This window comes from Paludibaculum fermentans, from assembly GCF_051172195.1.
Lineage (GTDB): Bacteria > Acidobacteriota > Terriglobia > Bryobacterales > Bryobacteraceae > Paludibaculum > Paludibaculum fermentans_A.
In genome coordinates this window covers 2,878,302-2,893,667 of record NZ_JBPJAQ010000001.1, presented here as the reverse complement: position 1 = coordinate 2,893,667, position 15,366 = coordinate 2,878,302, and the positions used below count along the sequence as shown (strand labels likewise).

The following is a 15,366-nucleotide window of genomic DNA, read 5'->3' as shown; positions in this document are numbered from 1 at the left end:
TGGTTGCTTCACAATGAAGCCATGGCCACATCCCCGGACGCCGGACAGATCCGCATCCTGATCACCGGCGGAACGTTCGACAAGGAGTATGACGAACTCACCGGCCGGCTCTTCTTCCAGGAGTCGCACCTGCCCGAAATGCTGAAACTGGGCCGCTGTGGGCTGCCGCTGCAGGTTCGCACGCTGATGATGATCGACAGCCTGGATATGTCCGAAGCAGACCGGCGCCTGGTGGTGGAGCAGTGCCGCTCGGCCGCCGAGCATCGGATTGTGATCACGCACGGAACGGATACGATGACCGATACCGCTCTGTTATTGGCGGCCGAGGTGCAGGACAAGACCATCGTGCTGACGGGCGCCATGGTGCCGTACAAATTCGGCAGCTCAGACGGCCTGTTCAACCTGGGCAGCGCCCTGGCTTTCGCCCAGACCCTGCCACCGGGCGTGTATGTCGCCATGAATGGCCGGTATTTCCAGACCGGCAAAGTCCGCAAGAACCGCCAGACCGGGATGTTCGAAGAGTCCGCATAGCCGGCGCCGCAAATAATTTGATTCCGTGCGCCAATGACCGCTGTCTGATTCAGTGTCCCTGACCACGGGTCCTTGCCAGGACGCCGAACCGGGGATCCTGTCCGGTGGCGGGCTGGCCTACACCTCTGATCCGCCGCCTGCCGGACCGCCGCGGGGAGGTCTCGAGCAGATCACCTGTCTTGCTTCAGGGGGCGAGGCCTCTCCGTGCGCCGCATCGCTGCATGCAACGTCATTCACCGCGCAGTGCGAGCCCCGGATCCACCTTCGAAGCCCGCCACGCCGGAAGCACGCAAGCCGCGAAGGACGCGGCCAACACCAGTAAGGCCACGGCTGCGAACGTGATGGGATCCAGCGGCTGTACCCCGTAGAGCATCTGCCGCATCACCTGGCTGGCCAAGGGGGCGGCGAGCAATCCGGCCAGGATCCCCGCCAGGGTCAGGCCCATGCCTTGCGTCAGCACCAACCTGAGGATGTCGCGGCCGCTCGCCCCCAGCGCCATCCGGATGCCCATTTCGCGACTGCGCTGCGCCACGGCGACGGCCAGCACCCCAAACAGGCCAACAGCCGCCAGGACGACCGCCAGGCCGGCGAAGACAATCAGGAGAACCAGCGCCAATCGCTGCTGGGCCAGGACCTTATCCATCAATGCGCCCATCGGCTGGACGCGTTCCACAGGCAATTCGGAATCGACTTCAAAGAAGGCGCGACGCACCGCTCCTTCTAATGACATCGGCTCGGCGCTGGTCCTGATCGCGAATGCCAGGAAGGGCCAGGCCCGCTGGGCGTGCGGCTGATAGACCACAGGACGGGGCTTCTCGTCAGGTTTCGCATACGCCATGTCATGGACGATCCCGACAATCTGGGCGTGGGTCTTGAAACGGCCCACCCGCATGTTGATGAAGCGGCCAACGGCGTTCTCACCCGGGAAGACACGCTTCCCCAGCGCCTCGGAGATCATCACGACCGGAGGCGCAGTCTCATTGTCGCTCTCGGAGAGCATTCTGCCGCCGGCCAGGCGTGCGCCGATAGTTTCCAGGTAGCGCGGCGTGACGGCCGCATATGTGGCCGATTCTTTCTGCCCCGACTGCGCAGGCCGGCCATCCACGGTGAAGTCGGTCAGCCAGTTCACCTGCATCATGGGCAGCGCGGTGCTGACACCGGCGGAAATGACGCCCGGCACCCGTTCCAGCCGGTCAATGATGCGCCGCACGTAGCCCGCCTTGGCGGCATCCGTTCCATAGGCTGATTCGGCCAGGGTGGTACGGAGCGTGAGTACACGGTCGGGTTTGAATCCCAAATCCAGGCGATTGAGTTCGATAAACGTTCTCAGCAGAAGACCCGCGCCCACCAGCAGGATCACCGAGAGGGCGACCTCGGAGACAACCAGCAGCGAGCGGGTGAGCCCCTTTCGTGTGCCGCCCGAACTGCCGCGCGACTCGTCGCGGAGGGTATCGGCCAGGTTTAGCCTCAGCACCTGCCAGGCGGGAATCGCGCCGAACAGGATACCCGCCGCCGCCGAGACCAGGAAGGTGTAGCCCACAACCAGCCAGTCCACCTGGGACTGGGCCAGTTTGGGCATTGTGGCTGAGCCCCACTTGCCTATGATCCGCACACCCCACCAGGCGATGAAGAGGCCGACGATTCCCCCCATCCACGCCAGAGTGAGGCTTTCCGTGATCATCTGGCGGAAGACGCGCCATTGGGATGCACCCATGGCGCTGCGGATGGCGATCTCCTTGTGCCTGGCGGCGGCGCGCACCAGCAGCAGGTTAGCCACGTTGGAACAGGTGACCAGCAGCACCAGGCCAACGGCGGCCGAGAGCACCAGCAGGGGTTGCCGCGCATCGCCTTGCGCTTCGCGTTCGGCTTGGACAAGGTATGGTTCTGTGCCGATGTTGGATTCTGGATGTTCTGAGGCGATCGCCGCGCCAATCGACTTCAGTTCCGCCGACGCCTGCTCGCCGCTGACGCCATCGTTCAAACGGCCGGTTACAAACAGGAACCGGGAGTCCCACGAAGCCGCCGACTCAGGCGTGAGCGCGAGGGGAAGGTACATATCCACCTTGCGATCTTCGCCCTTTATGTGCGGCAGGATGCCGGCGACCACGTGCAGTTCGTTCTCCAGCCGAACTACCTTGCCGACGATGCCCGGATCCCCGCCAAAGCGCTCTTTCCAGAACTCTTCCGTGAGCAAAGCCACCTGATTGCGGCCAATCTGATACTCCTCGGCGGCGAAGCCCCGGCCGAGCACGGGTGATATCCCGAGCATCTCCAGATATCCGGCGCTCACCAGGGTGGCGGTCACGCGGGCCGGTTCGCCTCGGCCGGTCAGGGTGGCGGGATAAATCATGTAGGCAGCGAACTGGGAAAAGCTTTTTTGGCGTTCGGCATATTCCTGAAACTCAGGCGCCGCAAACGCACCCTGCAGCTTGTTGCGGAGCTGGTTTTTCGTCCAGATCACATACAAACGCTCGGGCTCCTTGTACGACAGCGGATGCAGCAGGACGCTGTCCACAATGCTGAAGATGGCGCTGTTTACGCCAATGCCCAACGCCAGCAGAAGCACCGCGGCCAACGTAAAGCCGGGCTGGCGAAAAAGCAGCCTGACGGCATATCTCAGGTCTTCCAACAGGCTTCGCACACACAACTCCCCATGAAGAGAATATCCTACCTGAAATTGGGTGATTTCGCAGGTTATGACGGAAACCAGGGCTACAGCGGTAATTGCAGTCGGGCCTGGCAGCCGCGGACGTCGGTCCGGTTCGCCAGGGTCAGCGTGCCGCCGTGCGCCTCGGCGATCTGCCGCGACAACACCAGGCCGATGCCGGAGCCGCCAGGCTTGGTGGTGAAGAACGGGACAAACAGATTGGCGGTATTCGACAGGCCCAGCCCTTCGTCCAGCACCAGGACCGTCGCCATGAGACCTTCCGTCTCCCAGGTGACGGATACGCCGCCGCCGGTCTCCTTCGAGGCGTCGACGGCGTTGCGCACCAGATTGATGAGCATCTGCTCCAACTGGTCCGCATCGGCCTGGAGTGTGATGGCGGGTCCGTTGTGCACCTTCACGGGCACCCGGGTCTCCAGGTTGGCCACGCGATGGATCAGCCGGAACAGCTCCACAGGAGCGAGGACGGGCCGGGGCAGTTTCGCCAGGCGGGAGTAGGCGCCGATGAAGCGGCTGAGGGATTCCGACCGCGACGCGATGACACTGAGACCGTCTTTCATGTCATCTTCCCAGTCGTCGGCCCGGGGCTGGCGGTTGAGCAGTTGAGCCAGGCTGCCTGCGATCGATTTGATGGGCGTCAGCGAGTTGTTGAGCTCGTGCCCCAGCACGCGGACGAGGCGCTGCCAGGCCTGCAACTCCTCCTCGCGCAGGGCGCGCGTCAGGTCGGCCACGACCAGCAGGGTATGCGGCAGCCCACTCTCCCGGAAGGAGGTACGCCGGATGCCCCAGCGGCCCGCGCTGCCCGGGAAGGACCGGGCGATGGTTTCTGAAGCTTCCGAGTGGAGGAACTCGTCCAGCCCGAGTTCGGTGGCGGTGCGGCCCAGCAGGCGGGCCGCCGGCAGGGCAAGCAGGCGTTCAGCGGCGCGGTTGACGAGTTTCAGCCGCTCCTGGTCGTCAAAGGTGAACAGGGCGACCTCGATCTCCTCCATCACTTTGGTCAGCAGGGCGGTCGCTTCCACGGCGCCCAGGCGTTGTGCGCGCAGTGTGGTGCCGATGGCGTTCAACTGGATCATCACTTCGCCCAGGGCGTCGTCCTGGCGGGCGCCCCGGCCGCGGATGGAGTAGTCGCCTTCGTGCATTGCTTCCAACAGGTTGGCCAGGGTCCGCAGCGGCGAGACGACGCGCTCGCGGGCCGAGAAAGCGAAACCGAGCCAGAACCCCATGATCAGGACGGTCATCGTCCAGCGCACTTTGGCCGAGAACGTATCGCCCGACCACAAGACCACCATCGAGAAGACCACCGCCATCGAGCCGGCCATCAACGAGGCGTAGAGGACGCGATTCTCGTGGGAGGCGAACCAGTAGGAGATGCGGCGGAATGGGTTCATAGACCGTAACGCTGGATGCGCCGGTACAACGCGCTGCGGCTGAGCCCCAGGGCGCCGGCTGCCTGGCTGACATTGCCGCCGTAACGGGCCAGGGCTTTCTTGATCAGAAACGCCTCGACCTCTTCCAGGCTCATGTCTTCCAGCCGTCCGCCGGTTTCGCGGGAAGGCCGGAGAGCCAGGTCGCTGCTGCGGATGACGTGATCCTGAGCCATCAGGACGGCTCGCTCAATCACGTGGTTCAATTCGCGGACATTGCCCTGCCATGGGTGCTCGAGCATGGCCTGCAGCGCCGGCGGATCGAAGCCGCCCACCGGTTTGCGGTAGCGCCGGGCCATCTGCGAGAGATGATGAGCCGCCAGGAGTGGGATGTCCTCCTTGCGCTCGCGTAGCGGAGGAAGGTGGATTTCAATGGTGTTGAGGCGGAACAGCAGGTCCTGCCGGAACCGGTTTTCCGCCGCTTCCTGGTGCAGATTCGCGTTGGTGGCCGAGATGACGCGCACGTTCACGCGCTTGGTCTTGGACGAACCCACGCGTTCCATTTCGCCGGTTTCCAGCACGCGCAGCAATTTGGCCTGCAGGTTGAAGGGTAAGTTGGCGATTTCGTCCAGGAAGATCGTCCCGCCGTCGGCCAGTTCGAAACGGCCCACGCGGTCGGTTTTGGCGTCGGTGAAGGCGCCCTTCACATGGCCGAAAAGCTCACTTTCGAAGATGCCTTCGGCCAGCCCGCCCATATTGACGGTGACCATCGGCTGCGTGGAGCGATCACTGATGGCGAAGAGCGTGCGGGCCACCACCTCTTTACCCGTGCCGGGCTCGCCGGTAATCAGGACGTTGGCGTCTGACGGGCCCACACGGGAGACCAGTTGCAGCACTGGCTGCATGGACGGCGCCTCGGCGATCATCACCGGGCGTCCATCGGCCTGCAACAGGCGGTTTTCCGCTTCCAACCGCGCCCCGCGCCGCAGGGCGGCGGACAACTCCAATTGAGTCTTGACGATGGCCAGCAGCCTGGCGTTGTCCCAGGGCTTCTGGATGAAATCCTTGGCCCCTCTCCGCATGGCTTCGACGGCCACCTCGACGCTGCCCCAGGCGGTCATCACAACGATGGGCAGCATGGAATCCACCTGCTGCACCTTGCTCATCAGCTCGAACCCTTCCTGGCCCGACGTGGTGTCGCGGGTGTAGTTGAGGTCCATCAGCAGCAGGTCGTATTCCTTCTGGTCGAGCGCGGACAACACCGCATGGGGCGAGGTAACGCAATCGAGCGCAAGGCCTTCCGGCTTCAGCAGGAGTCTGAGTGCGGCCAGGACGTCTTCCTGGTCATCGGCCACCAGAAGCCGGGTTTGGGTTCGATAGGATGACATTGCGGAACTACTATTCGTAGCGCAAAGCAGGTGCCGGGTCCACTCCGGCGAACCGGGCACCGTGCCTGTGCCTAACTTCTCGGATCGCCTTCAATCCAGCCGTCCACGATGCGGACGATTTTGTGGGCATAGGAGGCATTCGTCTCGGAGTGCGTCACCATGACGATGGTGGCTCCAGCCTCGTTGAGCTTCTTGAACATCTCCATGATCTCGATGCCCTGTGACGAGTGGAGATTGCCTGTGGGTTCGTCGGCGAGGATGACCTTTGGATTGGCGATGATAGCGCGCGCCACGCCCACCAACTGCTGCTGGCCACCGGAGAGCTGGCTGGGGAAGAGGTCCTTCTTGCCCACCATCTGGAAGCGGTCGAGAGTATCGGCCACGATCGCCTGCCGCTCTGTTTTCTTGATGTTGCGATAAGAGAGCGGAACGTCGAGGTTCTCGGCCACGGTCAGGTCGTCCAGCAGGTGATAGCTCTGGAAAACGAACCCGAAGTACTTCTTGTAGACTTCCATGCGCTGTTTGCGATCCATGCGGTGGATGCTGTGGTCGAACAGCGAATACTCGCCGGTCCAGGAGGTATCGTGCATCCCCAGCACGTGAAGCAGGGTGGATTTGCCCGCGCCCGATGGCCCCATGACGGCGATAAAGTCGCCTTCCTTGATTTCAAGGTTAATGCGCCGCAGCACATAGAACCGGTCGGGACCCTGCTGATAGAACTTCTCGATATTTCTTAAGGAAATCATGTTGTTTCTACTCGTGTCGCAATGCCGTAAGCGGGTCTGTGCGTGTGGCCCGCCGCGCCGGCACCAGACAGGCGGCCGTCAGGGCAAGTGCGAGAACCAGAGGCATGCCAATGAATGCCAGGATATCCAATGCGGAGACACCGAAGAGCAACTGGCTCAGCAGCCGGGCCAGGGCGACGGCCCCGGCGACTCCGAGCGGCAGGCTGAGGCCGGCGATCCAGGCTCCCTTTTTCAGGATCATACGGAGGATCTGGCCGCGCTGGGCGCCTAGTGCGACGCGCACCCCGATCTCGCGTGTCCGTTCGCGCACTGACCAGGCCATCAGGCTGTAAATCCCGAGCACGGACAGGAACAAAGCCACGGCGGCCAGCACGGTCAGCATCGCGGCCATATGGCCGATACCCAGAATGGCGTCGTTGATCAGCTTGCGGAACGACCGGATGAGCGCCAGCGGTTGGGCCGGATCGATCGCCCGGACAGCGGACCGCACGGCAGGCAGCATGGCCATGGGGTCGCCCGCGGTTCGGATGGCCAGGTCGAATGCACCCCACCCCGACTGGGTATAGGGCAGATAAACCACCGGTTGCGGTGTCCGTTCCGTAAAGTCGTGCGCAACATCCCCCGCGATGCCCTTGATGGTCCACCACTTTCCGTCCCCGAGATGGAATCGGCGGCCCATCGGGTTTTGATCCGGGAAGTACTGGCGGACAAATGCCGACGTGACGATTGCGACCTTCTGGCCATCCTCGGCCTCAGACCCGTCGAAGGCCCGGCCATCCAGGATGGGGACGCCCAGCGTGCCAAAGAACCCGCCGGATACGTTCTGGATCTGCGCGATTGCCTTCGGCCGTCCGTCGTCGGCCCGCCCCTCGAAGGTCACGTAGGAGCGGTTCATGAAATCGGAGTAAGGGAGATTGGAGGTGACCGCGACGCTGGTGACTCCGGGGGTCGCATTCAGCCGGTTGAGCAAGTCACGCTCGAAGCGGGCGACGTCGGTATGGCCGGGGTAACGCTGTTGGGGCAGGTTCACCCGGAGCGTGAGAATCCGGCCGGGATCGACGGAAAGAGGCAACTGCCCGATCGAGTGGAAGCCCTTCACCATCAACACGGCGCCGGCGAGCAAGACGGTGGCCAGGGCGATCTCGCCGCCCACCAGCAGGTTGCGAAGCTTCTGCCTGGCGGCCGAACCCGTGGAGCCGCGCCCGGAATCATGCAGATTCCCCAGGATGGGCGTCCGGCTGAGCCAGAGGGCAGGTCCGAGCCCAGACAGGAGCCCAGCCGCCATGGCAGTCACGGTCGTACAAGCCAAAACAAACCCGTTCAACCCCAGCTTCTGCCAGCCCGGAAGCCAGCGCTCCACTTCGGCGGGCATATTCGCCTTCATCAGATCGAGCGACCAGACGGCGACCAGCAGGCCGAAGACAGCGCCCGCCAATGCCACCAGCACGCTCTCGGTAAGAACTTGGCGCACCAGGCGCAGGCGGGGCGCACCCAGGGCTCCGCGAATCGCCATCTCCCTGGTCCGCGAGACAACATGCGCAAACTGGAGGCTGGCGACGTTCAGGCAGGCAATGAGAAGCAAAAACAGGGCAGCGGCCACCGTGACCCGCGTGTAGCTGGCTGTCAGGTCGCCGGAAATCCGCTCTCGCAGGGTTTCCACGCGGGCACCCAGTTTGCGGTGGTTCACAGGATTCTGGGCCGTCATGCGGCGGGCGATTCCCTGCAGTTCGGCGCGTGCGGCTTCCAGGGTCACCCCGGCCCGCAACCGGGCCACAGGCTTTAAGTAGAAGCTGCCGGCTTCGTTCCAATCCTCCGACTTCATGGGCAACGGCACCCAGAATTCGCTGGGCTGGGGGAAAGTAATGCCTTTCGGCATGACTCCGATGACGGTGAACTTGCGCCCGCTCAATTCGATGGAACGGCTCAGGATCGCCGGATCGGAGCCAAACTGGCGCTGCCAGAGGTTATAACTCAGGATGACCGACCGGTCTTTGCCTGGCTCTTCTTCCTCGGCCAGAAAGGCGCGGCCCAGCATGGGCTGAACCTGCAGAACATTGAAGAGACTGGCGGTGACCTGCGAACCTTCCAGTGGCACCGGATCGCCCGAACCGGTCAGGTTAGCAGACCAGCCATGAGAGACCGCCACGCTCTCGAACGACAGGGCGGAAGCCCGCCACTCGCGGTAATCGGCTGGCGAAATGGAGCGGAAACTGCGGGGATCGCCTTCGTTCTGGCCGGCCGGCATGACGACCCGGTCGATCTCCGGGATCGGCAACGGTCTCAACAGCAGTGCATCCGCCACGGAGTAGATGGCGGTGTTGAAGCCGATGCCGATGCCCAAAGCGAGCACCGCGGCCGCGCTCGCACCCGGGTTCGTCCAAAGCCGGCGGAGTGCGCCGCGCAGGTCGTCGAGCATGTCAAACCTCTTAATGCCTGGTCAGTCTGACTCTACTCCGTCGCAGTAGGTGGATTTGGTACGCGGCAGGGACATCTTGTCGAACTTCTCTTCAAAACGCCGCATGCGATCCTCGAGACGCTGCCAGACACGCTGCCCGCGTTCTTCCAGCTTGTTCAAGGTGCGCTCGTGCTGCTGGTCGGACGCGAAAGTCAGATGGAGTTTCGGCCGGGCGACTGCCGACATGGGCAGACACACGGCGAGCAACACCGCCAGCGCGACGACATCGGGGTTCGTGCGCAGAAATGAGGAGAACTTCAGTTTCATGACGCCATGCCCACACTTTCTTCGACTATACGGCCATCAAACAAACGAACCGTGCGCTGCGCCAGCAGGGCGTAACGGGGGTCGTGCGTCACCATACAAATGGTTGCGCCGCCGCGGTGCAGCTCGGTCATCAGTTCCATCACGGATTCGCCATTGGCGGAGTCCAGGTTTCCGGTAGGTTCGTCAGCCAGCAGGATGGAGGGGCTGCCGACCAGGGCGCGAGCCACGGCGACACGCTGCTGCTGACCGCCCGAAAGCTGTGAGGGGTAATGCTTTACGCGATGCGACATGCCCACGCGTTCCAGGGCTTCGTGGACGCGCTTCTTACGTTCGGCCGAGCCCATGCCGCGATAGGTGAGCGGCAGCTCTACGTTTTCGTACACCGTGAGATCGCCGATGAGGTTGAATGCCTGAAAGATGAAGCCGATCTCGCGGTTCCGGATGCGCGCCCGGTCGCTGAGCTTCAGGCTCTGCACCGCCTGGTTATTGAGCGTGTAGGAGCCGCCGCTGGGCGAATCCAACAGGCCCAGAATGGCGAGCAGCGTAGACTTACCGCAGCCAGACGGTCCCGCAATGGTGACATATTCACCCTTCTTGATATCCAGGTGGATGCCAGAGAGGGCATGGGTTTCGACGTCCTCGGTGGTGAATACCTTGGTGACGCCGTCAAGTTTGATCATCGACTGGTCGCTCAGTTGCACTGCAATCTCCTGTTTTGCTCGCGTTGGCTAGGGTTGTCGTCTCATCATTCAACGGCCGGACGGATACTTTTGTTAATTCAGCCTCAGGCGGTCGTGGCCATCCCAGGCGGCCATGTCAGAAAGCACCACTCGGTCGCCCACCTTTAGACCGTCCAGAACTTCAACTGTTTGTACGGAAACGCGGCCAATTCTTACCTGGACGCGGGAAGCTTCCTTCCCGTCGGGAGTAACTTTGAAGAGGCCGATGACACTGTTGGGCTGACCGAATACCGGACGCATCACATACAATACGTCTGAGAGCCGCTCAAGTTCCACAGTTCCGTCAACACTTAAGTCAGGACGGGCGCCCAGAGGCAGATCGCCCTCCAGCCGCAGGTCGACGGTCACATTGCCGTTGATCGCCGCCGGGTCGATGCGGGAAACCTTCGCCTGGATGACGCCGTTGTGCGTATCTACCTGAGCCAATTGCCCAATAGTGATATCCTTCGCCTGCGTTTCAGGGATTTTGATCTCGGCTTTCAAGTGGGTGGGCTGAACTACTTTCGCCAAAATCGTGCCGGGCGCTACGCGTTGGCCTTCTTCCACAGCCATCTGCTGGAGTACGCCGGGGAAACCGGCGACTACGCGCAAACCGTCGACCTGCTGCTTCTTCAGGACGTAGGCGGCGCGCAGTTTTTCGATATTCACTTGCTGGGCGGCAGTCTGGGCTTCCGCCGAGGCGCCGCTGATTTCCAGACGTTTCTTGTCGATATCGAACCGTTTGCCGGCCTCGTCGGCGGCAGCACGGGAGAGACGGATGGTCAGATCAGGCGTGAGACCCTCTTTGCCCAGTGCGTCATCACGCTCAGCTTTCAGCTTGGCCTGCACGAATTCGCTCTCCACGCGGGCTACGGCGGACCGCAAATCGAGCTTGGCGGTCTCCAGTTTCACTTCCAGATCGCGCATCGTGGCTTCGGCGGCCTTGACCTGCCACTTGAGATCCTCGGCGGCGAGTTCCAATTCAGGATTGGCGAGAACAAGAATGACGGTATCGGCTTTGACCAGCGCTCCGGGCCGCAGCACGATCTTCTGGACTCTACCTTCATTGATGGCGGGGATTAGTAAAGTATCCTCGGGCACCAGGGTGCCGAGGCCGCGAACCTGGCGAATCATGGGTCCGCGTTTGACGGTATCGGTCCAGAGCGTTCCGCCCTCAACGGAGGGAGCAGCCGGTTTCAGTCTCGACAACCCAAAGGTAATCAGCGGGATGGCAGCGACAATCACGGTGACTAGAATGGCTCGGCGAATGATCTTCTTTTTTTTCGCGCCTTCGCGTGGAACGTCCATGGGGAACCTCGCAGAGCATCATGGCATGTTGCATACCAAGCGCGGCTTCTCAGCATATGTGGTGAAATTAGAGACAGTTACGATGCAGGCTGGATTTCGGGCGGACAATCGGGTGTCCGCTTGTGGGACGCAGAGTGAGCGGAAACGGGGCGAAGGCGGAGGGGCTGGAGAGCTCCAAGGGCGTCGCGCGGCGGTGAGCCCTTTGTTACGGTGCCTTCGGCGCGAACGCGGGCGGCTTTTGGCGTATAGACTCTTGACAGGCCTGCCGATACTGAGAGCAGGGTCGATTCGTGCGCTTACAGGCAGTTGGCAAGATGTGGTTGAGATTGGTCTGGGCGGCCAGCGTGGTGATCCCGTGTGCCTGGGCACTGGATCCCGCTAAACCCGTTGGTGAGTACCGGTTTGAAGCCTGGGAAGAAGCGGAAGGGCTGCCGCACTACAGCATCAACTCCATCGCACAGAGCAGGGACGGCTACCTCTGGCTGGCAACGTATTACGGTCTCGTCCGTTTTGACGGCAAGAAATTTGACGTCTTTGACCACGCCAACACGCCCGCACTGACCGAGAACCAGGTATGGCGGCTGGAGCCTGATGCGGACGGAAATATCTGGATAGGCACAACTAAAGGCCTGCTCAAGTTGAAGGATGGGCGGCTGGAGCGGGTAGCACTGCCGGAAATCGACCAGGTATCGGTTCGGTACCTGCTCGCGGCGCCCGGCGGGGAACTCTGGATTGGGACGGTGGGCAAAGGGGTTTTCCTGTTGAAGGACGGAAAACTACTCTCAGTCGGGGCGGCGAATCGCACAGTCAGGGCCTTGCTGAAAGACGGGAAGGGCAATCTGTGGATCGGCACGAATACGGGTTTGTTCCTGTATACGGGCGGCCAGATTCAGCAACTCACCGTGAAGGACGGACTGCCCGACGAACGTGCCCTGTCTTTCCATGAAGACAAAGACGGCTTAATCTGGATCGGCACCGCCTCCGGCCTGGTCTGCGCGCGCGATGGCAAGCTGCTGAAGGGACTCCCCAAAGGCCTGGACGCCAGCAAGGTGAAAGAGCAGGTGATCTGGTCGTTCCTCCAGGATCGCGACGGCGCCTTGTGGATTGGCATGCTGGGCGGCGGGCTGGTCCGGTATCTGCATGAGAAGACGGAACCTTTCGAGAATCCGCGAAAGGCCGCCAGCCAGGCGATCACGGCACTTTATGAAGACAGGGAAGGCTCGCTCTGGATCGGCGCCAGCGGCGGCGGACTGGGGCGGCTGAGATCCGTTCCCTTCCACACACTCACCACGGGAGACGGCCTCCGGGGGAACCAGATTCAGACCGTGCTGGCCGCGCGGGACGGCACGATGTGGGTTGGTTTGAACGGGGGCGGGTTGGCACACATGACCGCTTCCGGGCAGGTGCTGGAGAGTTTCAGCCGCAAGAACGGGATGACCTCGGACGATGCGTGGGCCCTGGGGGAAGACCGTCATGGTGGAATCTGGGCCGGATTCTACGACGGAACGATCACCCATTTCACGAAGCAGGGGCGCCGGAGCTACGGGCGGAAGGATGGCCTGCCGGGCAATCCGGTGCTTTCGGTGAAAGAGGACAGCCAGGGTGCGGTATGGGTGGCCACGATCAGCGGCGGGCTGGCGGTACTGAAGGACGGAAAAACCCGCATCTACAACAAAGCTGACGGTTTGCCCTCGGAGCACATCCGCATTGTTCACGAAGACCGGAAGGGTCAGATCTGGATCGGCACACGGGAGGGCTTGAGTCTCAGGTCGAAAGGCGGATTCCGCAATTTCCACAAGAGCGACGGCCTGTCCGGCGAGTTCATTTTTTCCATGCGGGACGATCCGGACGGCACGATGTGGATCGGCACCTTTGACGGCGGGCTGACCCGCTTGCGCGATGGGAAGTTCACGTCAGTGCCCGAATCCGCGGGATTTCCGGCCAAGACAGTCTTCCAGATTCTCGAAGACCGCATAGGAGGGTTCTGGGTCTCTTCGAGCACCGGGATCTTCCGGCTGAGCAAGAGCCAGTTGAACGACGTCATTGACGGCAAGCAGACGCGGATCAAATCGATCGCGTATGGCATTGCAGACGGGCTCATCAGCCGCGAGTGCAATGGGGGCCAACCCGCGGGGGACATCGCCCACGATGGGCGGCTGTGGTTTCCAACGATGAAGGGTCTGGCCATGGTGCAGCCCAGCCTGATTGTGTCGAACCCTCTGGCGCCCCCGGTCCAGGTGGAGCGGTTCCATGCGGACGGGAAGGACTACGCGCCAACCAGCGAGGTCGATCTGCCGGCGGGAAGCCGCAACCTGGAGATTCAATATACGGCGTTGAGCCTGGTGGCTCCGGACAAAGTGAAGTTTCGCTACCGGCTGCTGCCCTACGACCAGGATTGGGTCGAGGCGGGTACTCGCCGCTCCGCCATGTACACGAATCTGGCGCCGGGTTCCTATAAGTTCCAGGTGATTGCCGCCAACAATGACGGAGTGTGGAATGAAAGCGGCGCGACGTTGGAAGTGACGCTGCACCCCCACTTCTACCAGACGAGGTCGTTCCTGCTGGCCCTACTCGCCGCGGGATGTGCCTGCGCCTGGCTGCTGCACAACCGGCGGATGAAGAATCTGACCGTCGTCAACCAGGAACTGGAGTCGCGGGTAGTGGAGCGCACCTCGCGGCTGGAGGAAGCAAACAAAGAACTGAGCACCCTCATTGGCGAACTCGAGATCGCACGGACACTGGCAGAGGATGCCAGCCAGGCGCGCAGTGAGTTTGTCGCCAATCTGAGTCACGAAATCCGTACTCCGATGAACGGGATCCTAGGCCTGGTCGGACTGGCGTTACAGACGCCGTTGAGCAAGGAGCAGCAGGAGTACCTTCGCCTAACGGAGGAATCGGCCGAGGCGCTACTGCATGTATTGAATGATGTCCTGGACTTCTCGAAAATCGATGCCGGTCATCTGACGGTGGAATCCACACCATTCCGGTTGAAGCGACTGGTGGAGGATTCGCTGGGCGTGCTGGCTCCGCGGGCGGCGGCGAAGGGGTTGGAGTTGAGTTTCGACCTGTCACCCGAGGTGCCGGACTCTGTCGTGGGCGACCCGGTGCGGCTGAGGCAGATTCTCCTCAACCTTGTTGGAAACGCGATCAAGTTCACTTCAAAAGGATCTGTGAAGGTGATGGCGGGCGTGGAGAGTGTGGACGGGCATGACCTGGTGTTGAAGTTCGCCGTGCGCGATACCGGAATCGGCGTATCACCGGAAAAGCAGTCGATGATCTTCGAGCCGTTCCGGCAGGCCGACAATTCCACCACCCGTCAGTTTGGCGGCACTGGACTGGGCCTGGCAATTTCCGCACGCCTGGTGGCTGCCCTGAAGGGGCGCATCTGGATGGAGAGTGTGCCCGGACAGGGCAGTGTTTTCAACTTCACGCTCAGCGTCCAGAGAGGTGTGGCTGCGGCAGAGCCGGCAGTGGAGCAGCCCAAGGCTGAACCGCATGGTTTGGTTCCGCTCGCGATCCTGCTGGCCGAGGACAACAAAATCAACCAGCGCGTGGCGGTGAGCCTGCTGCAGAAACTGGGCTGCCAGGTGGATGTGGTGGCTGACGGCCAGGAGGCTGTGGACAGCGTTGAGATCAAACCCTACGACCTGGTGCTCATGGATGTGCAAATGCCGACCATGGATGGCCTGTCGGCGGTGGCAGCGATCCGCGCGCGCGAGTCCGGCAGCGGACGGCATCTGCCGGTGATCGCACTGACGGCCCACGCGATGGAAGGCGATGCGGAGCGTTGCCTGGCGGCTGGCATGGATGCGTACCTGCCTAAGCCGATCAATCCCAAGAAGTTGGCCGAGGTGATCGACAGCCTACAGGACCGCAAGAAGCAGCAGACGGCGGCGGCGGTCGACGCGATACGTTTGAGCTGA

Annotated in this window: 10 protein-coding genes; 2 read left to right on the top strand and 8 right to left on the bottom strand. The window is 62.3% G+C overall.

Annotation, left to right across the window (positions count from 1 at the left end; translation table 11 throughout):
• The first annotated feature begins 21 nt into the window (after positions 1-21).
• Positions 22-531 (top strand): asparaginase domain-containing protein, encoded by a 510-nt coding sequence (locus ACR9Y2_RS11855; RefSeq protein WP_435041493.1) that lies wholly within the window; start codon positions 22-24, stop codon positions 529-531.
• A 229-nt stretch (positions 532-760) separates the two neighbouring features.
• On the opposite strand, the gene ACR9Y2_RS11850 is transcribed toward ACR9Y2_RS11855, so the two are convergent.
• The 8 genes from ACR9Y2_RS11850 to ACR9Y2_RS11815 form a co-directional block, all read right to left on the bottom strand.
• A complete protein-coding gene (locus ACR9Y2_RS11850; RefSeq protein ID WP_435041491.1) occupies positions 761-3,172 on the bottom strand; it encodes an ABC transporter permease in 2,412 nt (803 codons plus the stop codon).
• Positions 3,173-3,243: 71 nt separating this feature from the next.
• Positions 3,244-4,584 carry a sensor histidine kinase gene (locus tag ACR9Y2_RS11845; RefSeq protein WP_435041489.1) on the bottom strand — a complete coding sequence of 447 codons (1,341 nt, stop codon included), beginning with the start codon at positions 4,582-4,584 and terminating at the stop codon, positions 3,244-3,246.
• Entirely contained in the window at positions 4,581-5,948 is a 1,368-nt protein-coding gene (locus ACR9Y2_RS11840) for a sigma-54-dependent transcriptional regulator (RefSeq protein WP_435041488.1), read from the bottom strand. The genes ACR9Y2_RS11845 and ACR9Y2_RS11840 overlap by 4 nt, the downstream gene beginning before the upstream one ends.
• A gap of 71 nt (positions 5,949-6,019) precedes the next feature.
• Positions 6,020-6,694 (bottom strand): ABC transporter ATP-binding protein, encoded by a 675-nt coding sequence (locus ACR9Y2_RS11835; protein ID WP_435041486.1) that lies wholly within the window; start codon positions 6,692-6,694, stop codon positions 6,020-6,022.
• Positions 6,695-6,701: 7 nt separating this feature from the next.
• The gene (locus ACR9Y2_RS11830; RefSeq protein WP_435041485.1) at positions 6,702-9,110 is read right to left on the bottom strand and encodes an ABC transporter permease; all 2,409 of its coding nucleotides are present in this window, start codon (positions 9,108-9,110) and stop codon (positions 6,702-6,704) included.
• Positions 9,111-9,131: 21 nt separating this feature from the next.
• The gene (locus tag ACR9Y2_RS11825) at positions 9,132-9,416 is read right to left on the bottom strand and encodes a hypothetical protein (protein ID WP_435041483.1); all 285 of its coding nucleotides are present in this window, start codon (positions 9,414-9,416) and stop codon (positions 9,132-9,134) included.
• The gene (locus tag ACR9Y2_RS11820; RefSeq protein ID WP_194453825.1) at positions 9,413-10,096 is read right to left on the bottom strand and encodes an ABC transporter ATP-binding protein; all 684 of its coding nucleotides are present in this window, start codon (positions 10,094-10,096) and stop codon (positions 9,413-9,415) included. The genes ACR9Y2_RS11825 and ACR9Y2_RS11820 overlap by 4 nt, the downstream gene beginning before the upstream one ends.
• Positions 10,097-10,189: 93 nt before the next feature.
• Positions 10,190-11,443: an HlyD family secretion protein gene (locus ACR9Y2_RS11815; protein WP_435041481.1), complete on the bottom strand. Its 1,254-nt coding sequence runs from the start codon at positions 11,441-11,443 to the stop codon at positions 10,190-10,192.
• A gap of 314 nt (positions 11,444-11,757) precedes the next feature.
• On the opposite strand from ACR9Y2_RS11815, the gene ACR9Y2_RS11810 reads away from it, so the two are divergent.
• A complete protein-coding gene (locus ACR9Y2_RS11810) occupies positions 11,758-15,366 on the top strand; it encodes a two-component regulator propeller domain-containing protein (protein WP_435041480.1) in 3,609 nt (1,202 codons plus the stop codon).